The 26,724-nt window shown below is 62.7% G+C and carries 22 protein-coding genes; 5 read left to right on the forward strand and 17 right to left on the reverse strand.

The window, feature by feature from the left end:
* Positions 1 to 153 precede the first annotated feature (153 nt).
* The 8 genes from G442_RS0119535 to G442_RS23640 form a co-directional block, all read right to left on the reverse strand.
* Positions 154 to 618, reverse strand: coding sequence for a DUF3465 domain-containing protein (locus G442_RS0119535; RefSeq protein ID WP_026399286.1), 465 nt, complete (start codon positions 616 to 618; stop codon positions 154 to 156).
* A 102-nt stretch (positions 619 to 720) separates the two neighbouring features.
* Positions 721 to 1,632, reverse strand: a complete 912-nt coding sequence (gene purU, locus G442_RS0119545) for a formyltetrahydrofolate deformylase (protein ID WP_084440746.1) — start codon at positions 1,630 to 1,632, stop codon at positions 721 to 723.
* A 111-nt stretch (positions 1,633 to 1,743) separates the two neighbouring features.
* A complete protein-coding gene (locus G442_RS0119550; RefSeq protein WP_026399288.1) occupies positions 1,744 to 2,121 on the reverse strand; it encodes a response regulator in 378 nt (125 codons plus the stop codon).
* 266 nt (positions 2,122 to 2,387) lie between these two features.
* A complete protein-coding gene (locus tag G442_RS23630; RefSeq protein WP_084440748.1) occupies positions 2,388 to 3,344 on the reverse strand; it encodes a hemolysin family protein in 957 nt (318 codons plus the stop codon).
* Positions 3,341 to 3,928, reverse strand: coding sequence for an rRNA maturation RNase YbeY (gene ybeY / locus G442_RS0119560; protein ID WP_084440749.1), 588 nt, complete (start codon positions 3,926 to 3,928; stop codon positions 3,341 to 3,343). Before ybeY ends, G442_RS23630 begins: the two co-directional genes overlap by 4 nt.
* Positions 3,912 to 5,078, reverse strand: coding sequence for a PhoH family protein (locus G442_RS0119565; protein ID WP_371863404.1), 1,167 nt, complete (start codon positions 5,076 to 5,078; stop codon positions 3,912 to 3,914). Before G442_RS0119565 ends, ybeY begins: the two co-directional genes overlap by 17 nt.
* The gene (gene miaB, locus G442_RS23635; RefSeq protein WP_051292597.1) at positions 5,075 to 6,415 is read right to left on the reverse strand and encodes a tRNA (N6-isopentenyl adenosine(37)-C2)-methylthiotransferase MiaB; all 1,341 of its coding nucleotides are present in this window, start codon (positions 6,413 to 6,415) and stop codon (positions 5,075 to 5,077) included. The genes G442_RS0119565 and miaB overlap by 4 nt, the downstream gene beginning before the upstream one ends.
* A 340-nt stretch (positions 6,416 to 6,755) precedes the next feature.
* Positions 6,756 to 7,850 (reverse strand): lysophospholipid acyltransferase family protein, encoded by a 1,095-nt coding sequence (locus G442_RS23640; RefSeq protein ID WP_084440751.1) that lies wholly within the window; start codon positions 7,848 to 7,850, stop codon positions 6,756 to 6,758.
* A gap of 327 nt (positions 7,851 to 8,177) precedes the next feature.
* Here G442_RS23640 and G442_RS23645 point away from each other — a divergent pair, with 327 nt between their 5' ends.
* A complete protein-coding gene (locus G442_RS23645) occupies positions 8,178 to 10,103 on the forward strand; it encodes an autotransporter assembly complex protein TamA (protein ID WP_146882333.1) in 1,926 nt (641 codons plus the stop codon).
* The gene (locus tag G442_RS0119585; protein ID WP_051292574.1) at positions 10,103 to 14,338 is read left to right on the forward strand and encodes a translocation/assembly module TamB domain-containing protein; all 4,236 of its coding nucleotides are present in this window, start codon (positions 10,103 to 10,105) and stop codon (positions 14,336 to 14,338) included. The genes G442_RS23645 and G442_RS0119585 overlap by 1 nt, the downstream gene beginning before the upstream one ends.
* A 298-nt stretch (positions 14,339 to 14,636) precedes the next feature.
* Here G442_RS0119585 and G442_RS0119590 read toward each other — a convergent pair whose 3' ends face one another.
* The 5 genes from G442_RS0119590 to gpmI all read right to left on the reverse strand — a co-directional run bounded on the left by G442_RS0119590 (position 14,637) and on the right by gpmI (position 21,369).
* The gene (locus G442_RS0119590) at positions 14,637 to 15,161 is read right to left on the reverse strand and encodes an RNA pyrophosphohydrolase (RefSeq protein WP_026399292.1); all 525 of its coding nucleotides are present in this window, start codon (positions 15,159 to 15,161) and stop codon (positions 14,637 to 14,639) included.
* Positions 15,162 to 15,166: 5 nt separating this feature from the next.
* Complete coding sequence (locus G442_RS0119595) at positions 15,167 to 16,486, reverse strand: divergent polysaccharide deacetylase family protein (protein WP_026399293.1); 1,320 nt, start codon at positions 16,484 to 16,486, stop codon at positions 15,167 to 15,169.
* A gap of 4 nt (positions 16,487 to 16,490) precedes the next feature.
* A complete protein-coding gene (locus G442_RS0119600; RefSeq protein ID WP_026399294.1) occupies positions 16,491 to 17,954 on the reverse strand; it encodes a S41 family peptidase in 1,464 nt (487 codons plus the stop codon).
* A 224-nt stretch (positions 17,955 to 18,178) separates the two neighbouring features.
* Complete coding sequence (locus G442_RS0119605) at positions 18,179 to 19,636, reverse strand: murein hydrolase activator EnvC family protein (RefSeq protein WP_084440753.1); 1,458 nt, start codon at positions 19,634 to 19,636, stop codon at positions 18,179 to 18,181.
* Between the two features lie 179 nt (positions 19,637 to 19,815).
* Entirely contained in the window at positions 19,816 to 21,369 is a 1,554-nt protein-coding gene (gene gpmI, locus G442_RS0119610; RefSeq protein WP_026399296.1) for a 2,3-bisphosphoglycerate-independent phosphoglycerate mutase, read from the reverse strand.
* A 435-nt stretch (positions 21,370 to 21,804) separates the two neighbouring features.
* Here gpmI and msrB point away from each other — a divergent pair, with 435 nt between their 5' ends.
* Together msrB and upp are read left to right on the forward strand one after the other, a co-directional pair.
* Entirely contained in the window at positions 21,805 to 22,209 is a 405-nt protein-coding gene (msrB, locus tag G442_RS0119620; RefSeq protein ID WP_026399298.1) for a peptide-methionine (R)-S-oxide reductase MsrB, read from the forward strand.
* Positions 22,210 to 22,260: 51 nt separating this feature from the next.
* A complete protein-coding gene (gene upp / locus G442_RS0119625) occupies positions 22,261 to 22,908 on the forward strand; it encodes a uracil phosphoribosyltransferase (RefSeq protein WP_026399299.1) in 648 nt (215 codons plus the stop codon).
* A 33-nt stretch (positions 22,909 to 22,941) separates the two neighbouring features.
* On the opposite strand, the gene G442_RS24175 is transcribed toward upp, so the two are convergent.
* From G442_RS24175 to G442_RS0119640, 3 genes are all read right to left on the reverse strand, one after another.
* Positions 22,942 to 23,352: a flagellar biosynthesis regulator FlaF gene (locus G442_RS24175; protein WP_051292576.1), complete on the reverse strand. Its 411-nt coding sequence runs from the start codon at positions 23,350 to 23,352 to the stop codon at positions 22,942 to 22,944.
* Between the two features lie 223 nt (positions 23,353 to 23,575).
* Entirely contained in the window at positions 23,576 to 24,607 is a 1,032-nt protein-coding gene (locus G442_RS0119635) for a flagellin (RefSeq protein WP_026399300.1), read from the reverse strand.
* Between the two features lie 85 nt (positions 24,608 to 24,692).
* Positions 24,693 to 25,106, reverse strand: a complete 414-nt coding sequence (locus tag G442_RS0119640) for a flagellar biosynthesis repressor FlbT (RefSeq protein WP_026399301.1) — start codon at positions 25,104 to 25,106, stop codon at positions 24,693 to 24,695.
* A gap of 171 nt (positions 25,107 to 25,277) precedes the next feature.
* Here G442_RS0119640 and G442_RS0119645 point away from each other — a divergent pair, with 171 nt between their 5' ends.
* Positions 25,278 to 25,490, forward strand: coding sequence for a dodecin (locus G442_RS0119645; RefSeq protein ID WP_026399302.1), 213 nt, complete (start codon positions 25,278 to 25,280; stop codon positions 25,488 to 25,490).
* A 25-nt stretch (positions 25,491 to 25,515) separates the two neighbouring features.
* On the opposite strand, the gene G442_RS0119650 is transcribed toward G442_RS0119645, so the two are convergent.
* Positions 25,516 to 26,712, reverse strand: coding sequence for a threonine ammonia-lyase (locus tag G442_RS0119650; protein WP_026399303.1), 1,197 nt, complete (start codon positions 26,710 to 26,712; stop codon positions 25,516 to 25,518).
* Positions 26,713 to 26,724: the final 12 nt, after the last annotated feature.

Here is a 26,724-nt window from a genome sequence, read left to right on the forward strand (position 1 = left end):
CGCCCTTCGCCTCGGTAGCTGTTTCGGATATATGTTTATAGAAGCTGCGAATTTTTCAGGTCGAAGGCGTGTGTTGGTGCGTGAGTCTGATTTGCCGCGCGTTCCTGCTCCAACCAGCCGCAGTGTTGGGAGCAGGGAAGTCCGTGGCGCTGGTTACTCGTATTTTGCGCCGTTGACGATCACGTATCCGGGCAGGCCCCAGGACGACCCTGTGCCGTGATGCGTCCAGTCCACGCCCTGACTGCGCGGAGAATCGTAGTAATAACGGCCCACAACCTCGACATTGTCGCCCTTGTTGACCCAAGGCCATTGCGGTGCGTTCATTCGGTCCAGATCGGATACGATCCTGATCGAAACTCCGCCACCTACCGACATATAGAAATATCCGTGCCAGCCGCTACGGGTTTTCTTTGCCCGGTGTGAGACGGCGACTACCTTCCCGCAGATGTGGACAGGCTGGTCCGCCTTGTCCCCGCCGTTTTCAAATTGCTGCTGATCGGCCAGGAAGCTGCTGTTGTCGCAATTGGGCGAGACCGTTTGCGCCAGCGCAGGGATCGCAGTCGCTGTCAACAACAAGGCGACGGCGGCTGTGGCGAGCGAATGTCTGGATATGCGCATATACTATTTCTCCTGCATCGGCTTTCTGCTGCGGCGCATACAGGCGATCGCCTCGACGCGCCTTGAAGCCGCGCACGTCGCACCTTCGTCGCAGCTCTTCAGTTAAGAAACAAATACTACCGTTTTCCGTTCGTTTATAATGACGCGCTGTTCGACGAAGCAGCGAACTGCGCGAGCCAGAACCTGTCGTTCAATATCGCGCCCCTTGCGGATCAGGTCTTCTGGCGTGTCCGAGTGGCTGATGCGCTCGACATCCTGTTCAATAATCGGTCCCTCATCGAGGTCGCTGGTCACGAAATGCGCTGTAGCGCCAATAAGTTTTACGCCTCTTGCGAACGCCTGATGATAGGGGCGGGCGCCTTTGAAGCCCGGTAAAAAAGAGTGGTGTATGTTGATGCAGCGTCCCGAAAGCTTCAGCGCTGTTTCGTTCGAGAGAATCTGCATATAGCGGGCCAGAACAACAAGATCGGCCTTCGTCTCATCGACGATACGGAGAAGCCGGGCTTCGGATTCCTCTTTGCCGTTTTTTGTGACCGGGAGATAGTGAAAGGGGATGTCTCCGAAATCGATCCCGGCGTGAGCGTCAACGGGATGGTTGGAGACGATGCCGACGGGATCGATCTCGAGTTCGCCGACTCTCCAGCGATAGAGCAGATCAACCAGGCAATGATCGAACCGGGACACCAGCAGCAGAACGCGCGTCCTGCGCTGGTTATCCCGCAGCGACCATGTCATGCCGAATCTGCCCGCCAGCGCTTCGAGCGTCGCATCCAGTCCTGCGGGCTCCTTCCCGGAGACCTGATTGAAGACGACGCGCATGAAGAAACGTTCGCTTTCGGTGTCGTCGAATTGCTGCGCTTCCGTGATGTTCGCACCCAGTTCGAACAAAGCCTGCGCGATCGCAGCGACGATCCCGGGACGGTTGCGGCAGCTGAAGGTCAGCGTATGAGATGCGCGTCCCACATCGGCCTGCGCGGGCGAGCGCGCCGCATCGTTTCTCTGCACTACGTTCATCGCCGATATTCTCCGCCGGGCCGAATTGTCCTCGTTCGCCTGACAGACCGGGCGGAAAAAGAAAAGGGGGAACCGTCTTCAGAAGCGCGGGAGGCAGCCTGAACGGCGATATTACCCGATACGGCGGGAGGCGCGGCACACTTCATCGACGACCTGGTTAACCAAGCCAGCGACGGGGACTGATTTGTCATAAACGGCCGCAAACAATCCGCAGTGCGCGAATTTCGGGGCGGCCTCGTGGGCGCTTCGGAGAATGATCGGCGGGACGGATTTCTTGTAATGGTGGTGGATCGCCTGAGCGAGCTCTATGCCGTTCATCACGGGCATTTTGAAATCCGTGACGACAAGCGCGGGTTTGAGGCGGCGCGCCACTTTCAGAGCGTCAAATCCATCGTCGGCGTGCAGGACGTCGAAACCGATATCTTCAAGCGCCTCAGCAAGTTCCAGCCGAATGAGGGGTTCGTCATCCACCACGAGAATCGTAGCCATCGCTATTTCTCCGCGCCAAACTGCGGGGATTTTCGACCCTTCCCGCACATACGAGGGCATAAGGAAGCAGGAAAGCGGTCTACGATGTGTTCATTTGAACAGTTCGGTGACGAAATATCAGCGCTTTTCAACTTACATAATTGAAAACATTTAACGGTGACTGAAGTTCATTTTGAGAAGCGCTATGCTATGCGTCAGATGCACGCGACAGGCTCGTGCTAGGCCGAATCTGCATGAAGCGACTTCGCTCCTCCCGTCGCGAAATATTACTCGCCGTCCGCTTTCGGAGACGTGGTGGCCTCGCCCGAGCTTGTTGGCGGACGAACGCGCACCTTGCGGATGTGACGCGCATCCGAATCCAGAACACGAAACACAAACCCGCCCTCGTGGGTCAGAACCTCTCCCCGCGTGGGCACATGCCCGGCGAGACGAAACACCAATCCGCCGATCGTTTCGATCTCAGCCTCTCGTTCGCTCTCCGTAAGGATCAGGCCGAGGCGCCGTTCGAATTTTTCAACCGGACAGCGCGCATCGACGTCATAGGATCCGTCAGGCCGCTCTACGATCATCATCGCGGTTGGTTCGTCATGCTCATCGGAGATGTCGCCGACGATCGTCTCAACCAGATCCTCGATCGTCACCAGACCGTCGATGCCGCCATATTCGTCAATGACCAGCGCCAGATGCATGCGCCGCTGCCGCATCATCAACAGCAGGTCGAGCACGGGCATCTGCGGCGCGATCATCAGCGGCTGGCGCAAAAGAGGCTCCAGGCTGAACGCGTCGCTTGTCCCGACATAGGCGATCAGATCCTTCACGTGGATCATGCCGACTATGTCGTCCAACTGTCCCCTGTAGACCGGCATGCGCGAATGATTTTCCCGACGCATCATCGCCAGCGCGTCGTCGAGGCTGATGTCGGCGGACATCGCCACGATATCGGCGCGCGGAATCATCACGTCGTCTGCGCTGGTCTCCCGCAAACGAAGGACGTTCGCGATCAGGGCGCGCTCCTGCCGGTCGAGTTCGGGCGCCTCTTCGCCCGAATCGCCCGCGTCAGCGGCTTCCTGCACCAGGGCGGCTATCGAATGACGAAGACCCTGCTCACGCTTGCGACCAAAGAGCGACAGAAGTCCGCGCCTGCTTCCGCGACCGTTCTCCCGGCGTTGGGGCTCAGGGGCGTTGCCTGCGTCTTTGCCGGACGCTTCGCTGGACGCGCTCATGCGCGCGGTTTCCACGGGTTGGGAACGCCAAGTCCTGCGAGTATGCGGGCCTCTTCCATCTCCATGCGTCGGGCTTCTCCGGCCAGATGATGGTCGTGCCCATCGAGATGCAGGACGCCGTGCACGACAAGATGGGCGAGATGTTGCAGCGGTGAACGTCCGGCCGCGTGGGCCTCGCGGCGCACGGTCTCGAACGCCAGTACGATGTCGCCGCCAGCGTATCCGCCCGAAACCTCAAACGTCAGAACGTTGGTTGGCTTGTTGCGGCCACGGTGACGCGCGTTAAGGCGCTTCACGACGCGGTCGTTGGACAGGACTATTGTGTCGGGGCAGGGGGGCGAACCTTCCCCAAGCGCGGAGGAGCGCCGCGCGACGGCGCCGACGGCGCGGCGAATCGTGCGCTCGACGTTCGGGGCGCAGCCGCGCCAGCGAGCGTCCTCGATGATGATTTCGAACTCGCCCTCGGCCTGGGCGGAAAACCATCCGCTCAGGTCCGGGGCGTCCAGAGATCGGTCGCCGGTTAAAGCCGGGCCGTTATCCGCCGCGCCGTCAGGGGCGCGGCTGTCGCTACTTCGAGGTTCCATCGTGCTCCCGGCGGTGTCTGCTGCGGGAGGTGTCCCGTTCCGCCGCCGTTCTCTGATCATACGCGTCGACGATGCGCGCCACCAGCCTGTGACGCACGACATCGCGCGCGTCGAAACGATTGACGGCGATTCCGGAGACGCCTTCAAGCGTATCGAGCGCGTCCTGCAGCCCAGACACCATGCCGCGCGGCAGGTCGACCTGACTGAGATCGCCTGTGACCACCATGCGCGTACCGTTGCCCATGCGGGTCAGGAACATCTTCATTTGCGCGGGGGTGGTGTTCTGCGCCTCGTCGAGAATGACATAGGCGTGGGCCAGGGTTCGACCGCGCATGAAGGCCAGCGGAGCCACCTCGATCTCGCCGGTCGCCATGCGCCGGATCACCTGATCGCCCGGCATCATGTCATGCAGCGCGTCGTAAAGCGGGCGGAGGTAGGGGTCGATCTTGTCCTTCATATCGCCGGGCAGGAAGCCAAGACGTTCGCCGGCCTCAACGGCAGGACGGGAGAGGACGATGCGGTCGACCTGTCCCGCCTGAAGCATCGCCACGGCTTGCGCGACGGCGAGATAGGTCTTGCCTGTGCCCGCCGGGCCGATGCCGAACACCATCTCCTTGCGGGCGAGCATGTCCATGTAGGCTGCCTGTCCGGCTGAACGCGGCTCGATTGCGCCGCGTTTGGTTCGGATCGCAGGCAGATCGTTGAGTGGCAGGCGGGGGCCTTCTGCATCGGCGACCGGTGCGCGCGGAGTGGCGGAAGGCGGAGCGCCGGGCGAGCTTTCGCGAAGCGCCGCGTGGATGTCGGACAGCCGGATGGCGGCGTCGATTTCTGACGTGTCGATCACGCCGCCACGTTCGAGCTTGCGATAAAGGGCGGTCAATGCCGAGTGGGCGAGCGCCACGCGGCCAGGATCGCCGGAAATCGATATGCGGTTGCCGCGATGCGCCAGTCTGACGCCCAGCCCCTCTTCCATGTGGTGCAGATGTCGATCCCTGTCGCCGACCAGACGCGCCAGAAGCGCATTGTCGCCGAACTGCAGCGTCGTCGGCTTGCGGGCGCCGTCATGCGCATTCGCAGGAGCCGTGCTGGCGAGGGAGGGAGAGCCGGCTGGGCCGGCGCGGAAGGGGGCTGGGGTCGCTATCTGGGTCAAGTGGGCGCGCACTCCTTGACGAGGGTTCCTGCCAGAGAATTGCTGAATCGCGCGTCGAGCCTCACCGGGCGCTCGACGCCGATCAGGGTGTCCGGTCCGTCAACATGGACGGGCTGGAGCCATGGGGACCTGCCGACCATCTGGCCGGGCTTGCGCCCGCGCCCGGTGAACAGGACAGGCGCCGTCAATCCGACGACCGAGGCGTTGAAGGCGTCCTGCTGCTCGCGCAGAAGGGCCTGCAGGGCCTGCAGCCGCTCGTCCTTCACTGTCTCGGCGACCTGGCGCGGAGCGCCTGCCGCCGGGGTGCCCGGGCGGATCGAATATTTGAAGGAGTAGGCCAGAGCGAACCCGACATCGCGGATCAGGGCCATGGTGGCCTCGAAATCCTCGTCGGTCTCTCCCGGGTGCCCCACGATGAAATCAGAGGACAGCGCGATATCCGGCCGCGCTTCGCGGAGTTTCTCGACGAGACGTCGATATTCGTCGGCCGTGTGTCCCCGGTTCATAGCCTTCAGGATCGTGTCCGAACCCGACTGCACCGGAAGATGCAGGAACGGCATCAACGCGGGCAGGTCGCGATGGGCGGCGATCAGATCGTCGCCCATGTCACGCGGATGGGACGTCGTGTAGCGGATGCGCGCCAGGCCGGGGATCGAGGACAGCGCTTCCGCCAGACGGGCGAGCCCCCATATGCGGCCGTCCGGCCCCTCGCCGTGATAGGCGTTGACGTTCTGGCCAAGCAGGGTGATTTCGCGCACCCCGCTTTCCGCCATCCGCCGCGCTTCCGCCAGAACCGACGCCACGGCGCGGCTGGCTTCGGCGCCGCGCGTGTAGGGAACGACGCAGAAGGAACAGAATTTGTCGCAGCCTTCCTGCACCGTCAGGAACGCAGTGACGTTGCCCTGAGTCTGCGGCGCCGCGGCTTCCGGCAGGAAGTCGAATTTCTGCTCGGCCGGGAAATCCGTGTCGATGACCGATCCGCCCGCCCGGGCGGCTCGCGCCACCATTTCCGGCAAACGGTGATAGGTCTGTGGGCCGAGCACGATGTCGACGTAGGGCGCCCGCTTGAGGATCTGCTCGCCTTCCGCCTGCGCCACGCACCCGGCCACGGCGAGGACGGTCGGTCGCCCGTCCGCTTTCCGCTCCTCCTTGATCAGCCGCAGCCGCCCGAGTTCGGAGAACACTTTTTCCGCCGCGCGGTCGCGGATGTGGCAGGTGTTGAGAATGATCATGTCCGCGTCGGACGCGGACTCGACGGGCGCGTATCCGAGAGGACGCAGCACGTCAGTCATGCGGGCGCTGTCGTACACGTTCATCTGGCAGCCCCAGGTGATCATGTGCAGTCCACGGGCCGACCCGGCGAGCGGCCCGGCTTCCGCCCCGCCAGCCTGCGAGGATTCGGACCCATATGTCCGCGCATCCGCGTTCTGGGTGAGGGGGGGGAGTAGGTCAGTCGTCACAGTCGCGCTCGTTCCGGCAAGCCGCCGGACCATTCCGTGCGACCAGTCGAAGAAATCGTTTGGCCGCGCGCTTCGGTCAAGACCCTCGGCCTGTCAGACCGACGAATTTGGCCGTCTCGCAATGCATCGACATGGTGGACGTCAGAACGCCTCTCCGCCGCAATGTGACACGCTCAGGCTCTTCGCGATTCCCATCGCATCAGACGCCGCTACGTCATCAGGCAAAAGATGGGTTGGCCTTGTCAAGAGAAGCTTGGGTTACCGTCTCGTTCCCGGTCGCGCTTTCAGTAGATGATGCGGCCCAGGTCGCGCTTGAGGGCAGGGTCCATTCGGGGGCTTGCGGGATGTCGTTCTGCCTCAGACGCGCGGCGCCGTCGCTCACAGCCTTCCAGGCGGCCTGCGCCAGCGCCTTGCGGCTCGGGAAATCTTCCGGGTCGAGCGGCTCATGGAGCAGCACGCTCGCGCGCATCGAACGCCAGTGCACGAGCTGCCATACATGGGGCCCCAGATCCATGTCGCCGTACCACGCGAACACATTGCGCTTCGCGCGGCCAATCGGCATGCCGTCGAGCCGATCGAACACCACCGAAACCGGCTGGATCAATGGCGTCATGCCGGGCGGAAACTCCGCCTGCGCCGCGTCGTCGCCTTCAAGCGCGGCGCGCGCTTTCGCTGAAAGCCGGGGCGGCTTCGCGATTGCGAAGAAGGCGGACATGAATGGCAGGACGCGCGACCCGTCTGAGGACGTCCCCTCCGGGAACAGGATCAGATTGTCGCCTCCAGCCAGACGAGAGACCATTTCGTCCCGCTCCCGCCCGGTCGTGTTGCGTTGCCTGCTGACGAAGATGGTTCTGCCAATATGGGAAATCGTGCCCATGATCGGCCAGTTTTCGATGTCGCCTTTCGCCACGAACACGGATGGCAGAAGCGCGCCGAGCACCGGCACGTCCAGCCAGGTGGAGTGGTTCGCAACGTAGATAACCGGGCGATCGCCTCGGGCCCTTGCTCGGGCGCCGCCGACAGTCCCTGCGCGTCGCCCGATCACATTGATGTCCAGCGAGAGAAGGATGCACAGTCCGCGCCAGATCACCCGCGTCCATCTGATCTTGGCCGTGCCGGGCACAGGCAGAAGGCAGGCTTCGAAACCGACGGACGACAACACCCACACAACGATTGCAGACAGACGCATGATCGCCCGCACCCGCTTGAATACGCCCTTTGTGGGTGGAGGCGGAGAGCGGTCATACTCTGGATCGTGCGCGTCGATCCGGTAAGGGGGCGTCGCGCGTCGGCTAGCCGGGCGGGACGTCATGGCGCGCAGCCCGCAAGCGTCGCGAAAGGAGGGGAAGCGGCCCGGCGGCGGCGGTGAACCGAAATCATTCGCTTCTCATAGCCCCAAACGCACTGACGGGACAACGAGAGGCAACGTGCAGGACGCAGGCGCGTTTGGCTCGCTTAACCTTTGTCCCAATTTGGCCCCGATTGTGTCAGTAAGGACTTGGTATAGAGCGAATCGTTTCGAGGCGCGGCGGATCAGGTGGGAGAGGCATTGCAGGGGGTAGGGTTTGAAGCGGCGTGCGGAAGGTCGGTCGGCAGGGGGGATCGCTTCCGGCGTCGCAAACACTGGATCGTAGGGGCTCTGACATTCGTAGGCGTCGCTTTCGCCTGCACGACGGCCAACGCTGCGGCCAGCGGCGGCGCGAAGCCTGCGGCGTCGGCCCCAGTCGGGCAGACGATTCCGTACGCCACCAAGATCGCCGCTTCAGGCGACGGTGATCTGGATGCGGCGATCAACGCCTCTTCTGATCTTCTTAGTCTGCAAAAGACGCAGGCAGTCGGGCCGTTTGCGTTGGCGGGGCGCATTCGCAGCGACTACGGGCGAGTGAAGACCGCGCTCGAGAGCTTCGGCTATTACGACGGCGCCGCGACAATCACCGTGCAGCGGCCAAAATCGGCCCAAAATCCACAGGACTCCAGTATTCAGGGCAACGACATCGGTCTGCCTCAATGGCTCGCGGATACGCCCAAGGGCGTGACGCTGAAAATCTCGATCTCGGTCAAACGAGGCCCGCAATATGCAATCGGCGCGATCTCCATGACTGCTGCCGACGGAAAAGGTCAGGTCACGCTTTCGGACAGCGAAAGGCAGGCTTTCGGCCTCAAGACGGGGAACCCGGCGATCGCGGCGACGGTGCTCTCCGCCGGAGGTTCTCTTGAGACCCGCTTGAAGGAAGAAGGGCATCCGCTCGCCGCCGTGGCGACGCCGACCGCCTATCTTCGGCCGACGACCCGAACGCTCGACCTGCGGTTCCCGGTGACGATAGGTCCGCGAGCCAATATCGGCGCGATCTCTCTGGATGGGCTGCAGCGTACGCATCCGGCTTTCATCAGACGCGCCATGACCGTGGCGCCGGGGCAGTTGTATCAGCCGTCGAAAATCGAGGACGCGAGGCAGGGGCTGGCTTCGCTCGGCGTCTTTTCGACTGTCGGCGTGAAGGACGCGCCCAAGCTCGCCCCCGATGGCACGATGCCCCTGACGTTCAATTTTCAGGAGGCCAAACGCCATTCGATCGGCGCCGAAGTCGCCTACTCCACTGACCTTGGCGGTCGGGTCGGGGCGACGTGGACGCATTACAACCTGTTCGGCAATGCCGAGCGCCTGCGCCTTACGGCGCTGGTGACGGGGCTGGGCGGGTCCGCGCAGCAGGGGCTCGGCTACGACGTCTACGCCGATCTTTTCAAGCCGGATTTTCCGGGGAAAAACCAGAACGCCAGCTTCCGCGTCGAAGGCCTGCGCCAGCTTTTCTATTCCTATCGCCAGACTGCGTTGCTCGCGCGCGCCGGCATCGTGCGTCGTTTGAATAAATACTGGAACGTGAACTACGGAGTGGCCGCTGAACAGGAAAGCATCAACCAGTTCGGCGTGACGCGCGATTACACGCTGGTGTTCGCCCCGCTGACGGCCACGTTCGACAACACCGAAGTCTCTTCGCCGCTTGTGCCTGCGACGCATGGTTTCCGCGTCTCCCTGAGCGCCACACCGTCGGCTTCGGTCATCAACCACACATCGTTCTTCGCGTTGCTGCAGGCGAACGCCTCCACCTATTTCGATCTCGCCCGTTTCGGACTGAGCAAGGAGGGGCGCAGCGTCTTCGCCTTTCGGGCCATCGTCGGCAGCGTTCAGGGCGCGTCGACTTACGATATTCCGCCCGACCAACGCCTGTATGGCGGCGGCAGCGCCACGATCCGTGGCTTTCGATATCAGGGCGTCGGTCCCCAGTTTGCAGGCACCAAATACGCCATCGGCGGCACATCCCTCGATGCCGGAACGGTCGAATTCCGGCAACGCATCCTGAGCAGCTTCGGCGCGGCCGCGTTCGTCGACGCCGGGCAGGTCGGGTCGGGCAGTTCGCCCTTCACCGGCACGCTGCGCGTCGGGGCAGGCGGCGGCGTTCGTTATTATACCCCCATAGGACCAATCCGTCTGGATATCGCCGTGCCGCTCAACCGGCCGCCGCGGGGCGATAAATGGGAATTGTACATCGGTCTCGGGGAGACGTTCTGATGGTTGACGCCCCCCGCGAATCTCTTCGCCCCCAGGACGAGTCGCCCGAAACGCCCCCGCAGCGCTCGCTGACGCGGCGCATCCTGCGCGGCGCCGGTTTCACCGTTGCTGGCCTGTTCGGCTTCGTCGTGCTGACGCTCGTGGTTGCGCTGGTCGGCGCGAATGTCGATCCCGGACGGAGGTTCATAGAGCGGCAGGCTCTTTCGCTAACGGGCGGCATGGTGAAAATCACCGGCCTGTCAGGGCGTTTTCCGGACGCTCTGCATATCCAGAAGATAGAGTTGCACGACGCGAAAGGCGCCTGGCTGACGCTCGACAATCTTGTCCTCGACTGGTCGCCTCTCGCGCTGGTCGGGCGCAGCACGCATGTTGAAAAGCTCGCCTTTGATCGTCTGGCGATCCCGCGTCTGCCTGCGACGGAGGCTTCCAGCACGACGCAGGTGACGAAGTCTTCGCCCACGCACACGGGACTTTCCATCAGGCTGGATCAGGTCGACGGACGCAGGATCGAGGTCGGCGCGCCGGTCGCGGGCGTCGCGGCGGCGCTGTCGCTGTCCGGTCACGCGCGTATCGGCGACCTCGACGGTCTTTTGAACGGTGTGTCGTTCGCGAAACTGCCCCCCGCAGATGTCGCTATTGACGTGAATCGCCTCGACGCTGCGGGGCGCCTTACGGTGGCGGCGCGAACAGAAGCGGCGCATCTGGCGATCAGGTTGTCGGCGCAGGACGGCAAGGACGGGTTCGTCGCCAGCATGGCGAAAATGCCGGAATTGACCCCGCTCGCCATGAACATGACGCTCTCCGGTCCGACAGATCATGCTGCGCTTGACGTGCATGCGACGGCGGGGGCCGTGACGGCGTCCGTGACCGGGGCGCTGAACCTGCTGAAGAACGTCGCAGATATCAACGCCAGCGTAAGAGCCCCGGCGATGACGCCGATGACTGGCGTCAGCTGGAATTCGGTTGCGCTCGACGCGAAACTGAACGGCGCGATGAGTGCGCCGTCGGGTAACGCCACGCTCGCCATAGACAGTCTCGTTGCGGGATCGGCTCAGGTCGGCTCTCTTGCAGCGCAGTTCGACGGGCTTGGAACAGGGCAATCGCCCGATGTGCTTCATCTGCACGCCACGGCGAACGGTCTGCGTATTCCCGGCGGCAATCCGACCCTTCTGGCGGCGGCGCCGGTCCAGATCGATGCGACGTTCGCGCCCGGTCAGACGACGAAACCCGCGACGCTGGACGTATCTCATCCTCTTCTGCATGTGACCGCGCAGGCCGATACAGCGCCTGCGGTTAAGGGGCGTGCGACGGCGGACCTGCCGGATCTCGCGCCGCTGGCGGCGATGGGCGGGCAGAAGCTCGGAGGTCATGCGGCTTTCGATGCGACGTTCGCCTTGCCGCCGTCTGCGTCGTCCAGCAGTCCGGACGCCGTAACGACGCTCGCCCTGAACGGCACGCTGGCTGCGAAAAGCGGCCTGCCGCAGGCGGTCGCGCTTATCGGCGACGTCGGCAAGCTTTCCGCCCGCGTGACGATGCACCCTGAGGGCGCAGGCAAGGTCGTGCATATCGACACGCTGACGCTCGACGGACGCGCTTTGCACCTTTCCGCCAGCGGCGACGCCACGCAGAAGGACGCCGCGACGACGGTCGAAGTCAAAGCTGCGCTGGCCCTGCCGGACCTTTCTGCGGCTGCGCCCAGTCTGCGCGGTTCGGCCAAACTCGATCTCGCGGCGAATGGTCCCACGAACGATCTTGCGGCCACGGCGCATCTGGCCACGGATTTCGGCACTGCGACGATGCCCAAAGGTCCTCTGACGTTAGACGCGACGCTCGCGCATTTGCCGGGCGCTCCGAGCGGCCACGTTACGGCCGACGGAACGCTCGACAAGGCGCCTCTCGCGCTCGATCTGGCTCTGGCGCAGGACCAGGCGGGCACGCGCCATGTATCTCTGAACAAGTTCGACTGGAACAGCGCGCATGGCGAAGGCGCTCTTGACCTGCCCGCCGGCCGCAAGATTCCGCTGGGGACGATCAATCTGCGCGTGGCGCGTCTCGCCGATCTGCGCAATCTGATCGGGCAGCCGATTGCGGGCGCGCTTTCGGCTTCTGTCCACACGACGGAGGCCACGGCGAGCGCGCCAGTGCAGGCGGCGATCAAGATCGATGGTAATGCAGCGCTTGCGCCATACAGCGTGGGTAAACTGTCGCTTTCGGGTGTCGTCACGGATCCAGAAAACGCGCCGTCCGCCAATTTGACGCTCGCGCTGGACAAGGTTGCGGCGCCGTCGGTGGCCGGGTCTTTGAACGCGACGGTCAAGGGGCCGCAGACAGCGCTCGCCACGACCGCGCAGGCGCGTTTCAGCGAGCTTTACGGTGCCCCCGGTCAGCTTGATCTCTCTGCGTTGGTCGATGTTCCGGGGAAACAGGTGCGGATCGACCGCCTTGCTGCGACGGCGAAAGGTGAGGCGTTGAAGCTTCTGGCGCCCGCAAAGGTCAGCTACGGCGAAAAGATGGGCGTCGATCATCTGCGCCTGACTCTCGCGCCGCCGGGCGTTGCGCCTGCGACGATCGACGTTGCCGGAACGATGAAACCCGCGCTCGCCGTGACGGCTTCCGTGCGTAATCTCACGCCCGCGCTTGCTCGTCCGTTCGCGCCGACGCTGCACGCGGCAGGAAGCATCTCGGCGGACGCAGCGCTCAGCGGCGCGCTCGCCGCGCCGCGCGGTAAGGTTACGGTGCAAGCGCGCGATTTGCGTATGCTGGACGGAGACGCGGCGTCGCTTCCGCCTGCCCATATCGACGCATCGGCCAATCTTGGGGGCGCCAACGCCGCCATCGACGCGCGGATTGGGGCAGGGCCGAAGCTCGATCTGTCTGCGTCCGGCACTGTTCCGCTTTCGGCGACTGGTCCGCTCAACGTGCGAAGTACAGGCGCGCTCGATCTCTCGCTGGCGAACGCAGTGTTGGGGGCGAGTGGACGCCAGGCGCTCGGCGAATTGCGCTTCGCGTTGAACGTAGCCGGCACGGCGGCCAAACCTGACGCGAGTGGAACGGTCACGCTTCACGGCGGAGACGTGCAGGATTTTGCTCAGGGCGTGCATATCCAGAACATAGAGGCGTCGATCGCGGCCCAGCACGATACGATTGCGATCCAGTCCTTCACGGCGAAGGCGGGCGCCGGAACGATCGCGTTGGCCGGAACTGTCGGCGCGTTCGCGCCGGGCATGCCGGTGAACCTGCATTTCACGGCGAACAAGGCGCAGCCTGTCGCGAGCGATCTTCTGACGGCCATCATCAATTCGGACATCGTGGTGAAGGGGCAGGCGGATACGCGGATCGACGTCGCTGGATCGATCGATTTGCCCAACGTGGAGATCAATATCCCGAATTCGATGCCCGGCTCCGTCGCCACGCTCAACGTCGTGCGGCCCGGAGACAAGCCGCCAGCACCCGAAACAACGTCCACCGGCTCCCGGGTCATTGCTCTGGACATAGCGGTCAAATCGCCGGGATCGTTCTTCGTTCGCGGTCACGGTCTCGATGCAGAAATGGCGGGCAAGCTGCATGTGGGCGGCGTCGCCTCAGCTCCACAGATCAGCGGCGGATTCGACATGCGTCGCGGGATTTTCGATCTGGCTGGCATCTCGCTGAATTTCACGCGCGGGAAGGTGGCCTTCAATGGTAGCGGCGTTAACCACAAGCTCGACCCGACGCTGGATTTCGAGGCGCAACGCAACGTCAACGGCCAGACGGCGATGCTCAAGGTGGGCGGGTACGCCAGCGATCCGAAGATCAGCTTCGACTCCATCCCGTCTCTGCCGCAGGATCAGGTGCTGGCCATGCTTCTTTTCGGCACCGACGCGCATTCGCTGTCGAGCACGCAGATGGCGGAAATTGGCGTCGCGCTGGCGACGTTGACCGGCGGGTCGGCGTTCGATCCTCTGGGCGCCGCGCGTAAATCGCTCGGGCTGGATCGTCTCGCGATTGGCGGTGGTTCAGGCGTGGGCAATGGCGGAACCAGTATCGAAGCCGGAAAATACGTCATGAAGGGCGTTTATGTCGGCGCGAAACAGGCGACTTCTGGCTCCGGTTCGCAGGCCCAGGTTCAGGTCGATCTGACGAAGCAACTGAAGCTGAATACGACGGTTGGCACAGGGGGCACCGTAACGGGGTTCACGACGCCGGAGAACGATCCGGGGAGCAGCGTCGGATTGCTCTGGCAATATCGCTATTGAAATCTGATCGATCTCAGTGACCGGTAGGCGAGAGGGGGGAGACGAGTTGGCGGTAGAGTGGTCCACCGTCTCCCTCGCCTGAAGCATTCTGGTCGATCAGGTGGGGCTATCCGCTTGTCTAAGGGGGGCGCCGGAGCGGAAATTCTCCAAATTAATCGGCATCGTGGGGTGAGGCGCCATAAACTGCGTCAGGGCCTCAGGACGCCTGCGTCGGTTTGCTACCCACAATTAAGAAAATGCAGTCCTGTTGCCTGGGCAGATCATCGTGATGCGTCAGCTTTGGGCGTCTTTGCTGCGGTCAGGCTGGCGTGGCGAAGCGGGCGAACTCAAGCACGAGACGTTCGTAAACGGGTTTCTTGAAACCAACGTTCAATAGCGGCAGTGACGAAAATTCGACCCATTTCCAGGCGTCGAATTCGATATGCTCATCCAGATCCAGTCGAATTTCACTTTCGGGGCCCGTGAAACGCAGTGCGAACCACTTTTGGCTCTGTCCTCGGTAACGGCCGCCGAGCGCCTTGCCGATCAATTCCGGCGGCAGATCGTAACTGAGCCAGTCTTCGCAGACGCCGAGCATCTGAAGCGAAGACATGCCGGTCTCTTCGTGCATTTCGCGCAAGATCGCCGTCTCGGGGTCTTCGTGGTCGTCAATGCCGCCTTGCGGACATTGCCACACGCCGTCGTCAGGGCCGCCGCCTGCCCCCGGCATGTCCGTGCGGCGTGCGATGAACGCCTGCCCAACTGCGTTGAACACGACTCCGCCTACATTTCGACGGTAGGGGAGGTCAGCAGATTGAGACGCTGGTGAAAGATCGTGTCCCATCGTCCCTAGAATCCCGAAGTGGCGGGTGCGGGAGCATTTGCTGTCGGCTCAGGTGGTTTTGCTGGCGTCGCCACGCCATCAGCTGCGGGAGGAGGAAGCGGCGTGGCGCTGACGCTGGGCGAAACCGGAACAGCCGGGGTGGATGTTGGCGGCAGCGGTGAAGCATTGACGCTGGGTGACACTGCGACAGTCGGCGCGGGCGGAGATGCGAGGGCGGGATCTGCCGACGCATCGCTTCTGTTTGCGGGAGAGCTGGCGGCGGAGGCGGGTTTGTCCGACAGCGAACTGACCGGGACAAGTGTGACGCCTTTCGCAGCGAGCCCTTTCGCCCAGGCGGCTATGCGTTGCACCAGAACCGGCCGGATCGGGCCGGCGACGCCCGTGGCCTCGCCCTTGGCTTTCGCTATCTGGAGCAGCCACGCGAGCTGGCTGTCGACGCCGTCCGCGTCAGCTGCCGTATCGAAGGTAAACGACGCGTCGCCGCCGATCACGGGTCCATAGCGCGGAGCGCCCGGTGTCGCGTTGAAATAGAGCAGGCCCCGTTGGTCCAGTTCCTTCGCCACCATTCGGAAATCCGGTGACTGCGCGTATGCGCCTCCGTCCTGACCGGAAAAGGCGTTCGTCACACCGACATAACCGTCGAACCGAGAGAGCGACCAGTACAAGTCGTTCTGGTCGGCCTGCCCGGTGTGATCATAACCGAGGCTATGTGGCCCTTCGTCGTCAAGCGGCGCGGAGGCGGGCTCCATGGGAAGCGCCAGAAACAGCTCGTGCCCGGTCTTGCGTGATTCGTCGAGCAAGGCGGGAGCTGCGGCCGCAGACGCGGGGACTGCGAACGAAACGCCCGAAGGCAAGTCGTCGAGGGCCGTCTCGCTCATGTCCTGTGACATGCCGAAACCGGAGAGAAGCAGGGCGACGCGAACATTGCCTTGCGGAACCATGGGCAAGGCGGCCGCATAGGCTTCACGCGGCGTTTCGCCGTTGGGGCCGCGTTGGGGAAGGTGGTGGTCCGGGTCCCCGGCCATTGGCGCCAACAGCGCGGGGATCGGTTCGGCGATGGGTCTGACACCCGCCGTCTGGATCGCTCCGGTGGCGTGGGGCGACGACGATGTCGCTCGTTCGACATGCTTCCGCGGCTTCGTCTCTTCAGGGAGATAGCTTGCGGGCATGAAGCGCAACGTGGCCGCCGCGATAAGCAGCAGCACACCAACGCCGCCCCAGAACCTGACGAACAGGCGACCGGACGGAGGCAGGCGCCTCCAGAGCGAAGGAGGCGCCCGCTCCCCGCTCAAAATGGCAGAGAACTCGTCGTCGGGGGACGTCATGCTGTCAGTGATGGGGAGCCTCGTTCTTTGCGGCGGTCGTCTGCTCGGGAGGCAGCGACGCGACAGGATCAGGAGCAGCTACGCCAGCCATGCTGCGCACGACGCGAAGCCCTTCCTGCAACTGGAAATCCGTCGTGGGCTTGGTCACGTCGAATGTCGGCCAGTTCGCCGGAGGCTGGTTTGGTATCTTCGCTGCGATGGCCGGAATATCGTCGCGCGCAGGCGGCTTCGTCTGGTTGCCCCCTTCGTTCTTGATAATATGCGCCAAGTCGGCTTCACGGATGCTGAATCCGGGGTCCTCGCGGGTTTCCTTGACGACGATGTCGGGAACAATGCCCAGCCCCTGGATCGAGCGGCCGGATGGCGTGTAATATCGGGCAGTCGTCAGGCGCACGGCGCCGTTGCCCGGTATCGGCATGACGGTCTGGACTGAGCCTTTGCCGAAGGTCTTGGTTCCAAGAAGGATAGCCCGGCGGTGATCCTGCAGCGCCCCGGACACGATTTCGCTGGCCGACGCCGAGCCCCCGTTGGTCAACACGACGACGGGAAGTCCGTCCGTCATGTCGGAGCCTTTGGCGTCCCAGCGTTGGCTGTCCTTGGGACGGCGGGCGCGGGTGGAGACGATTTCGCCACTCTTGATAAACGAGGATGAGACGTCGATCGCCTGATTGAGCAGGCCGCCCGGATCGTTACGCAGATCAATCACCAGACCGTTGAGTTTGCCGCCAGCCTGCTTCACCAGCTTGTCGTAAGCCTTGTGCAGTTCGTCCGTCGTTTCCTCGTCGAACTGCGCGATGCGGATATAGCCCGTTTTGTCGTACAGCGCCGACTTGACGACCTGAATATGGATGATCTCTCGCGTCAGCGTCAGCACGATCGGCTTGGGCGTCTTTTCGCGGATCAGCGTCAGCGTGATTTTGGTGTCCGGCTTGCCGCGCATCTTCTCGACGGCTTCATTCAGGGGGCTGCCGTCGATGTTGTGGCCGTCGATCGCCACAATGAAGTCGCCAGGCTTCACGCCCGCGCGCCACGCAGGCGTGCCGTCAATCGGGGAGACGACGCGGATATGGCCGTCTTCTCCCTGCACCTCCAGACCGAGGCCTCCGAACTTGCCGGTGGTCTGAACCTGCATGTCGGCGTACTGCTTTTCGGTCATGTAGGAGCTGTGCGGATCAAGGCCGCTCAGCATGCCGTTCAGCGAGTTCGTGATCAGGTCGCGGTCGGACACAGGTTCGACGTAGTTGGCGCGAACAAGGTCGAAGATGCTGCCGAACAGGGTCAGGAGCTTGTAGGTCTCGGCGTGGTTGCCGGTCTTGTCGGCCCCGCCCTTGTCAACGGAGGCCTCCTGCGCGAAGGCGGCGCCGGTCAGTGACGCTGCGCCTGAACAGGCGAGGCGGGTAAGTTCCGGCCCCGCCGTTATGCCTGCGATAAAAGCGGCGCCGAACAGTAAGCCGGTGCGGAACGTCATACGCTATCGTCTCCTGCGCCACCCGCTGGCCGGTGATGGCGACTCCCAGTAATCTTCGCGACGCGAATCGCCCGGACGCGCCGGATCATCCACGATAAGCCTTACCTATCGGCTAAACCCGGTTTTAGACGCTAAAAAGGCGACGTCGCAAACCCGGCGCCAATTCTGATCCCTGACTGGCAGGGGCGCCAAACGTTTCCTCGTCTGACGCATGTCCGGCCATACTAGAGAAACGGTGCGGGATCGACGGCCGACTGCCCTTTCCGAAGCTGCACAAGCAGGCTCGATCCCGATCCGGACATGGAGCCGATGGCGGCGCCTTTCACCAGAGTCTGACCTGGTGCAGCATCCAGAGTCCCAAGACCCGCCAGAACGAAACGATAGCCCCGCCCGCAGTTGAGAATCAGCATCTGCCCATAACTGCGGAATGGCGACGCGAATTCGACCGTTCCCGCGCAGGGAGAGCGGACGCTGGCGCCGGGGGATGTGCGGAAGGTCATCCCCGAAGCCGGACCGGATTCCGTTTGCTGCCCCCATGCCGTGACGAGCGTGCCCGCCACGACGCCGCCTCCGCCGCGTGCGTGGCCGGAAACTGGTCCTGCGCTGGAGGCTGTCGGGCCAGCCCCGTCGCCGTCGGCCAACCGCTTCGCGCGATTGCGTGCTTCGGCTGCTGCGGCAAGGCGGTGGGCGCGTTCGGCGGCTTCGGCTTCACGTTGGAGTTGCGCCATCGCGGCGGCTTCCGCCGCGACGATATGGGCTATCGCGTCCTGTAATGAAGAAGCGCGGGCTGCTTCCGTTGCGACGCGAGCAGACGACTGACGCGCCGTCGCGTTGGAGCGAATCTGCGCGTCGCGCGCGGCGCGAGTCTGCGCCGCGAGCGCGCTCTGCTGCTGGCTCTGGCTCTGTTCCAGCGCGTTTGCCTCCGCCAGACGGGAAGACAGGATCTTGTCGAGTTCCACCAACTCCGCATTACGTTTCTGCAACGTCTCCGCATGGCTTTCCAGTGACGTTGAAAGGCCGCGAATGATGAGCAGGCCGGTCACGGCGTCGGACGGGGACAATGGATTGGCCAGCAAGGTGTCGGCGGGATAGAGACGTAGCCTGTTGGCGAGCGGCAGCACGGGGGCTACGGCTCGCGCGTCTTCGGACAATGCGTCACGCAGATGCTGTTGCTCCTGCTGGAGGGCGACGATCTGATCGCGGACGGATTGCACCTTCGCATCCGTTTCCTGAAGCCGTGCGGCTGCCGCGACGGTCGCGGCGGACAGGGCCGTGGCTTTGGCCTTGTCGCGCGCCGCCTGTTCGGCGGCGGCCGTGCTGGTCTGCCGCGCTGCAGCCAGACGTGTCGCCTGCTCGTCTCGCTGCTTTTTCAACGCAGCTTCCTGCGCGCGTGCGGCTTCCAGCGCCGCGCGCGAGGAGTGTGCGCTGGAGGCTCGCGGGTTCGCGGGCGCGGTCTTGCTTGCGCCGGAGGTTCTGTGTTGGGCGGCATGATGGTGCGCCGCAGCCGACGATGCGACGGGAGAGGCGGCCAGAGAGACTGCCACGGCGGGTGCCAGCAGCCGGACTGCGGATGAACGACTGGCGATCATCGGTAAGGAAAAGGCTCCCCGACATGCCGGGGGCTGCGTCGGCGCTGCGCTGAACCAGCTTGCTGAAGACATGATGAAAACAGGCCGCCGCATTTTCAAGGGCGCCGCCACGTCATCCGCCGCAGTTCGTCGGGCGCCCGCCGTGGGCTGTTCCAACGAAAAATGCGATCAGGCAGAGGCACGCTTTTATTGGCTGACACACTTGAAACGACGGCCAGTTACGCGCCGCGTTGCTTCGTTTTTCCACCATGCGCCAGTCCGGATCGTCAACCTCACGCTGAAGCGGTTTCGATCAACGACTGCCCCGTCATCGCTTCGGGCTGGGCGACCTTCATCAGCGCGAGCAGCGTTGGCGCGAGATCGGCGAGCCTGCCGGGTCGCAAGGTGACGCCGGGCACGCCCGCGAGCACGCAGGGCACCTGATTGAGAGTATGCGCTGTGTGCGGGCCGCCGGTCTCCGGGTCACGCATAAGTTCGCAGTTACCGTGATCCGCCGTCACCAGCAGGGCGCCGCCCTGACGCGCAATTGCGTCGGCGATTTTGCCAAGGCCGGTGTCCACCGTCTCGACGGCCTTGATCGCGGCTTTCAGCACGCCGGTATGGCCGACCATGTCCGGGTTGGCGAAATTAAGCACGATCAGGTCGTATTTTCCGCTGTCGATCGCCTCAACTGCACGATCGGTCAACTCGGGCGCCGACATCTCCGGTTGCAGATCGTAGGTGGCGACTTTCGGCGACGGCACCATGATCCGGTCTTCGCCGTCGAACTGCGCTTCCCGGCCGCCATTCAGGAAGTAGGTGACGTGCGGATATTTCTCGGTCTCGGCCATGCGTAGCTGCGTCTTTCCCGCCGCTGACACGACTTCTCCGAGAAGCTGCGTCAGGCTCTGCGGCGGAAAGAGAACGGTCGTCAATTTGGCCAGATCGTCGCTGTAACGCGTCATGGCGACCGCCGCCGCGAAGCGCCGCACGGCCTTGCGCTCGAAGTCCGTGAAGTCCGGGTCCAGCAGGGCGTTCAGCAGTTCGCGGATGCGATCGGCGCGGAAGTTGAAGGAGAGAATTCCGTCGCCGTCCTTCATGCCTGCGTAATCGCCCAACACGGTCGGTTCGACGAATTCGTCCGTGACTTCCGCCTTGTAGGAAGCGTCCAGCACCGCCCCGGCGGACTCCGCTCTCGGACCGGAGGCTGACGTCAGAACGTCATAGACGCGCGATACCCGTTCCCAGCGATTGTCGCGATCCATGGCGTAGTAACGGCCGGAAATGGAGGCGACGGCGACGCCATCGGGCATATCCGCGAGCAGTTTCGCTACGTAATCCTTTCCCGATTGAGGCGCAGTGTCGCGCCCGTCGGTGAAGATATGGAACGCCACGGGCACGCCGGCGGCCGCGACGATGCGCGCGAGCCCGACTGCGTGATCCTGATGCGCATGGACGCCGCCAGGGGAGACCAGCCCGAGCAGGTGGCAGGTTCCGCCGTTCTTTCGAAGCGTATCGATGAATGCGGTCAGCACCGGGCTGGCGGCGAGGCTGCCGTCGCGGAGGGCACGGCTGATTCGGGGGAGTTCCTGCATCACGACGCGACCGGCCCCGATGTTCAGGTGCCCGACCTCGGAGTTGCCCATCTGGCCATCAGGAAGGCCGACGTCTTCGCCGCTTGTGTCGAGGAAGGTGTGTGGGCCTTCCGCCCAGAGCCTGTCGAAAGTCGGCGTCGAGGCCTGCCGCACGGCATTATAGGCGTCATCTTCGCGCCATCCGAAGCCGTCGAGGATGACCAGCATCGCCGGGCGGCGGGGGGAGGCGAGCGGTGTGCTTGAATCCGACATGGATGTCTCTGCATCGGCTGTTTGTTTATGCCATGATGGCACTCCGCCGCCGCCCTTCCAAGGCGTTCGCATCAGCGCGGGCAGTTTCGCGATAAAATGGCGGCTCGTTTTTCTCGGCAGTTTTAGGGTTGATCCGAGGCAGCATGCGGTTAACGGGAGTTGGGACGTTTTGGCGGCAGTGGGGGACCTCGTTCGTCATGACCGTTTTTTCATCTGCGGCATCTTTGTCCGCGGTGCGTCGGGTGACCATTTCTTACGACGCAGGCGCGGCGGCGGATCGACGCTCCCGACCTGCGTGAGCGGGTATGCGCCGTGTCCATGTGAAAGCTTGTTTGACGCGATAGCCCGCTCACGGACTATAAGCCCCCAACAAAGCCCCGAAACGCGCTATTGTCGTTGCGCTTCAGGAGCGAAACGACAGAAAGGTTCAGAACGATGTCCGACGATCCTCAACCCGTGTCCCTCTGCGGCGTGCTCAGCGAAGAGCAACTGCGCATTCTTCGGCAGCACGGGACCGAGCGCCCTGGCTCCAGCGAACTCAATCATGAGAAGCGCGAAGGCGTTTATCGCTGCGCCGCATGCGGGACTCCGCTGTTTTCGTCTGAGACGAAATACGAGAGCGGCAGCGGTTGGCCGTCTTTCTTCGCGCCGGTCGCGGGCGCGGTAGAAACCGAGACCGACGAAAGCCTTGGCATGGTGCGAACCGAAGTTCATTGCGCGAAATGCAAGGGACATCTTGGACACGTGTTCCCCGATGGACCGCCGCCCAGTGGCCTGCGCTACTGCATGAACGGCATCGTTCTTGATTTTCAGCCCGGCTCTTCGTCCGAACCCGCCTGAACGACCAGAAACGCCAAGCCTTTTCACCCATCACGGAGCAAGCCCGTCGTAATGTCCGAAGCCACGCACCCCGCAAACGTCGTGATCGTCGATCACCCGCTGGTCCAACACAAACTGTCACGCCTGCGCGACGCCGCGACGTCCACTGCGGGATTTCGGAGGCTGGCGCGCGAGATCAGTCTTCTGCTCGCCTACGAAGCGACGCGGGATCTGAAGCTTGAAGACGTCGAGATCGAAACGCCGCTTGAGCGAATCACCGGCAAGCATCTGTCCGGTAAAAAACTCTGCTTCGTTTCGATCCTCCGGGCCGGAAACGGCATACTGGATGGGATGCTCGACCTCGTGCCGTCTGCGCGCGTCGGGCACATTGGTCTTTTCCGTGATCCGGCGACGCTTCGACCAGTGGAATACTACTGTAAGTTGCCGGACGACATCGAGGCGCGTGATTGCATTGTCGTCGACCCGATGCTGGCCACCGGGCATAGCGCCGTCGCCGCCATAGATAGCCTCAAGCGCGCAGGCGCAGGCACCATCATTTTCGTGTGCCTGCTCGCGGCGCCTGAAGGCGTCGCCTGTCTGGCGGCGGCGCATCCGGACGTGAAGATCATCACCTGCGCTGTCGATCGCGAACTCGACGATCACGGTTATATCAGGCCCGGTCTTGGTGACGCGGGCGACAGGCTGTTCGGAACAAAGTAATCGATCGCAAGATCTGATCACACTGCGTTTTGATCAGACGGAAAGAAGCTTCCTGCCTGCGTCGTCGCCAGAACGCACATCGGTTGATGTAGCTTCTGGCGTAGATGGGGAACGGAGCCCTTCGAGGATATCTTCGTTGACGTCGACAAGGGGTTTCAATGTCACGCCATGCATCATGGCGTTGATGCTGTAACGGGTCGCCCAAAGCGCCAGTTTGCTCAGATTGGCGCGAAGCCTCTGAGGAAAGTCGTTGTTGTCTGTTCCGGTTTCGCGAAGAATTGCGGACCAGAGCTTTTGGTTCAGGTTCAGCGCGTGCAGGCGTGATTTCTGGTCGTGCGCCGCGCGCAGATGGCGGATGGCCTGTTCGAAAGCCAGAATCTCAATGTCTCGAGGAGACATTGTAGACGCTGTATTCTGGTTGTAACGCCGTATGCCGTAATTCATCGGGCGGTCCTTGCTTCGTGATGACGACTGGTGAAGTCAACCGAAGCTTCTCAGGAATTTACTTAAGACCAGTGAATGATTTTTCGGCAACTGGTTTTCTGATTGGTTGATTTTTTATGTGATTCTTTATTGGAAATTAAATATTTATTGAAATATAAAATGGTTTTAAAGTTTTTTCAAGAAGTCGCTGGGCGAAGTTAAAATTTCGCCCAGCGATACTCTTTTAGCGGAACAGGGTCAGAATGTTCTGCGAGGAGGACTTCGCCAGCGACAGAGAGGAAATAGCCAGTTCCTGCTTGGTCTGGAGCGAGGTCAACTTGGCGCTTTCCGCAGCCATATCCGCGTCAGTCAGTGCGCCTACTGTGGACGTCAGAGAGTCGGACAGGTTCGACGAATAGGTCGTCATGCCTGTAATCGTCTGCGTGTTTGTGCCCAGTGTGGACGCAACGTTTGTCATTGCGGTGATAGCGTTTTGAACGACCGACACCATATCGGAGATCGCATTCGCGCTATAAGCGGTTCCGGCAGAATCCGTGCTCTGTTCGGTCAAAACGCCCGCCGTCGTCACGAATACGTTCTGTCCGGCCGTCGTGACAGACGCATCGCCCGCAGCCATTCCGGATGAGAGACCAAGCGCGTCGGTGAGGGTGTTTGTGTCGGCTGGCTTCGCGAAGTTGGTCCCAACAGCAACGACCGTTCCGGAGATATCCGTAGAGGTCAGGGCGTTTGTGATCGTCGACGTGGAGCCCTGCAGGCCAGTGACGTAGGTAAGGGTCCCTGCAGTCACGGCGCCGGTGGCTGCCGCGCCCTGGTTCGCGGTGTTCGCGTCGGTTGCGCTGGTCAGCAGGTTGACGCCGTTGACCGTCGCGTTACGGGCGAGCGTGTTGATCTGGTCCAGATAGCCGTTGATTTCCTGAGCGGTCTGGGCCAGCGCCGTCGTATCGCCCTGGTTCGAACCAAGCGACGTCACCGCAGTCTGCAGAAGTTGCAGGGTGCTGATGATCTGGCTGGTTGCCGATGAGGTCGTGCTGACAGTTTGCGCGGCAGTGGAGAGGCCGTCGTTAACCGCGGACAGACCGGAGATGTTCCCGCTGATCTGCTGCGAAATGGCGTAGGTGGCAGGGCCGTCGGACGCGGTCGAGACCTTCAGGCCGGTCGACACTTCGTTCTGGGCTTCGTTCAGGGCGTCGGTCGTGGCGTTGAGGGACTCAAGGGCCACCATGGCGCCGACATTGGTGTTGATTGAAAGCGACATCAGATTTTCTCCGTTGGAACTGCATTTTTTGCAGCAACGACATCTGACCTCAGAAAACCTAAGGTGGAGTTAACAGGATGAATAATTAGACGCCTAAATCTTTTTTGGCCGCACCCAATACTGCGTCTTCATGCCTAATGATCCGTCGCGCCAGTTTCAAGGCCGTATACAGGTCTTCCTGCTCTGCTGACGCCAAAGCGGATGAAAGCAGTTCCCGCGCCGTTTCCGACGTCGTCTCTTTCGAAAAAATTTCTATATAATAGCGAGCTTCCGAAAGCGCCGAGGTGCGCTCCTCCGACGTTCCGACATAAGCTGTCTGAAGCGCGTAGTAGATTCTGCGCGCGGGCGTGTTGGCCTGCTCTGGTGGAAGAAGCTGGCGGCCAAAGAGAAACCGCGCCTGATTGGTCAGCCGAATCTGGGCGGAGGTCAGAAAATGTATGCCGGCGCCGTTGATGATCATCCGATCATTCGCATCCAGCCTTATCCCAAGCCCCGCCACCCGTCGCCTCCATTTTGCGTGTTTCGCATTCATGGGCGTAGTCGGGAGATATGTAATTTCGGTTAATTTCTATCTGCTTATGCGATTTCGGAAAGTTTGCGGTGATCCTTTTCCATGCGGACGCGTTATTCGCATCATGGGCCTGATCAACGCATGACAGGAGAAGCCGGGATGTCAGATCACGTTTATAGCGTCGTAGAGGTCGTCGGGTCGTCCGGAAAGTCGGTCGAAGCGGCAATTGAGAACGCCGTTTCGACGCTGGCCCAGGGTGAAAAGCACCTTCGCTGGTTCGAGGTGACCAGCACGCGGGGCCATATCGAGCATGGAAAAGTCAGCCATTATCAGGTCACCCTGAAAATCGGGCTTACGTTGGACGACAAATAAGCGTCGTCGAATCAGGCAGGCGGGATCAGACCCGCCTGACGATATAGGATGCGGCGAGCGCGGTGGTGATGTCCTGCGCGTGCTGCGGGTCGCGCGCCTCGATCATGACTTCCAGTTCGGCTGCCTGCACAGACGGCGCCGCGAAGAGTCGCTGGTGCGAGACTTCGAGGATATTGCCGCCTGCTTCGCCAATCGTTTTGGAAATATCCGCGAGCACGCCAGGACGATCCGGGATTTCCATAGCCAGACGGAGCAACCGTCCGTCGCGCAGCATCGCCCGAAGCAGGGTGTTGGCGAGGATGCGGCTATCGATGTTGCCGCCGGTTATGGGAATGGCGACTCGTTTTCCGGCAAACAGATCGGGCCGTTTTATGACCGCAGCGAGCGCCGCTGCGCCAGCTCCCTCGCTCACCTGTTTCGTGGCTTCGGCGAGCATGGTGATCGCGTCTTCCACATCGCGTTCGCTGACGACGACGATGTCGGAGACATACTCCTTGATGACATCATACGGGCGCCTGCCGATTTTCAGCACGGCGATGCCTTCGGCGATCGTGGCGCCGCCCGGGGGCGTGATCTCGGCTCCGGGAAACGCGGAGAGAGAGGAGTAGCTCTCAACCTGCACGCCGACCATTTTCATGTTTGGGCGCAAGGCGCGGGCCGCGACTGCCGATCCGGAAAGCAGCCCGCCGCCGCCGATCGGCATCACCAGCGCGTCGAGTTCGCCCGCATCCTGACAGAGTTCGAGCGCGAAGGTGCCTTGCCCGGCCATGACGGCGTCATCGTCGTAGGGATGTACGAAGACGCGGCCTTCACGCTCTTGCAGGTCGTTCGCGAACAGCGTCGCTTCCGCGAAATTGTCGCCCTCCAGAATGACCCGTGCGCCCCAGCTTGTGGTGCGCGTGACTTTTCCGGCGGGGGTGAAGCGGGGCATCACGATGACGGCGTCGATGCCCAGCAGGCTCGCGTGACGTGCGACGCCCTGCGCGTGGTTGCCCGCCGACACGGTGATCACGCCGCGCGCGCGTTCCTCGGGCGTCAGCAGGGCCAGCTTGTTGGCCGCTCCGCGCTCCTTGAACGATCCGACCGCCTGCAGGTTGTCCAGCTTCAACGTAATCTCGGCCCCCGCCGCGCGGGACAGGGTGTGAGAGGGCACGGTCGGCGTGCGCAGCACGCGCCCTTCTATCCGCGCGGCGGCGGCCAGAACGTCGTCGAAGGTGATCACGGGTCGGGTACC

The sequence above is a fragment of the Acetobacter nitrogenifigens DSM 23921 = NBRC 105050 genome, assembly GCF_000429165.1.
GTDB classification, from domain to species: Bacteria; Pseudomonadota; Alphaproteobacteria; order Acetobacterales; family Acetobacteraceae; genus Acetobacter; species Acetobacter nitrogenifigens.

Bases quoted from the DNA above. Each gene is read 5' to 3' on its own strand.
- G442_RS0119535 (WP_026399286.1), bottom strand. From the start codon at position 618: ATGCGCATATCCAGACATTCGCTCGCCACAGCCGCCGTCGCCTTGTTG.
- purU (WP_084440746.1), bottom strand. From the start codon at position 1,632: ATGAACGTAGTGCAGAGAAACGATGCGGCGCGCTCGCCCGCGCAGGCC.
- G442_RS0119550 (WP_026399288.1), bottom strand. From the start codon at position 2,121: ATGGCTACGATTCTCGTGGTGGATGACGAACCCCTCATTCGGCTGGAA.
- G442_RS23630 (WP_084440748.1), bottom strand. From the start codon at position 3,344: ATGAGCGCGTCCAGCGAAGCGTCCGGCAAAGACGCAGGCAACGCCCCT.
- ybeY (WP_084440749.1), bottom strand. From the start codon at position 3,928: ATGGAACCTCGAAGTAGCGACAGCCGCGCCCCTGACGGCGCGGCGGAT.
- miaB (WP_051292597.1), bottom strand. From the start codon at position 6,415: ATGATCACCTGGGGCTGCCAGATGAACGTGTACGACAGCGCCCGCATG.
- G442_RS23640 (WP_084440751.1), bottom strand. From the start codon at position 7,850: ATGACGTCCCGCCCGGCTAGCCGACGCGCGACGCCCCCTTACCGGATC.
- G442_RS0119585 (WP_051292574.1), top strand. From the start codon at position 10,103: ATGGTTGACGCCCCCCGCGAATCTCTTCGCCCCCAGGACGAGTCGCCC.
- G442_RS0119590 (WP_026399292.1), bottom strand. From the start codon at position 15,161: ATGGGACACGATCTTTCACCAGCGTCTCAATCTGCTGACCTCCCCTAC.
- G442_RS0119595 (WP_026399293.1), bottom strand. From the start codon at position 16,486: ATGACGTCCCCCGACGACGAGTTCTCTGCCATTTTGAGCGGGGAGCGG.
- G442_RS0119600 (WP_026399294.1), bottom strand. From the start codon at position 17,954: ATGACGTTCCGCACCGGCTTACTGTTCGGCGCCGCTTTTATCGCAGGC.
- G442_RS0119605 (WP_084440753.1), bottom strand. From the start codon at position 19,636: ATGCGGCGGCCTGTTTTCATCATGTCTTCAGCAAGCTGGTTCAGCGCA.
- gpmI (WP_026399296.1), bottom strand. From the start codon at position 21,369: ATGTCGGATTCAAGCACACCGCTCGCCTCCCCCCGCCGCCCGGCGATG.
- msrB (WP_026399298.1), top strand. From the start codon at position 21,805: ATGTCCGACGATCCTCAACCCGTGTCCCTCTGCGGCGTGCTCAGCGAA.
- upp (WP_026399299.1), top strand. From the start codon at position 22,261: ATGTCCGAAGCCACGCACCCCGCAAACGTCGTGATCGTCGATCACCCG.
- G442_RS24175 (WP_051292576.1), bottom strand. From the start codon at position 23,352: ATGAATTACGGCATACGGCGTTACAACCAGAATACAGCGTCTACAATG.
- G442_RS0119635 (WP_026399300.1), bottom strand. From the start codon at position 24,607: ATGTCGCTTTCAATCAACACCAATGTCGGCGCCATGGTGGCCCTTGAG.
- G442_RS0119645 (WP_026399302.1), top strand. From the start codon at position 25,278: ATGTCAGATCACGTTTATAGCGTCGTAGAGGTCGTCGGGTCGTCCGGA.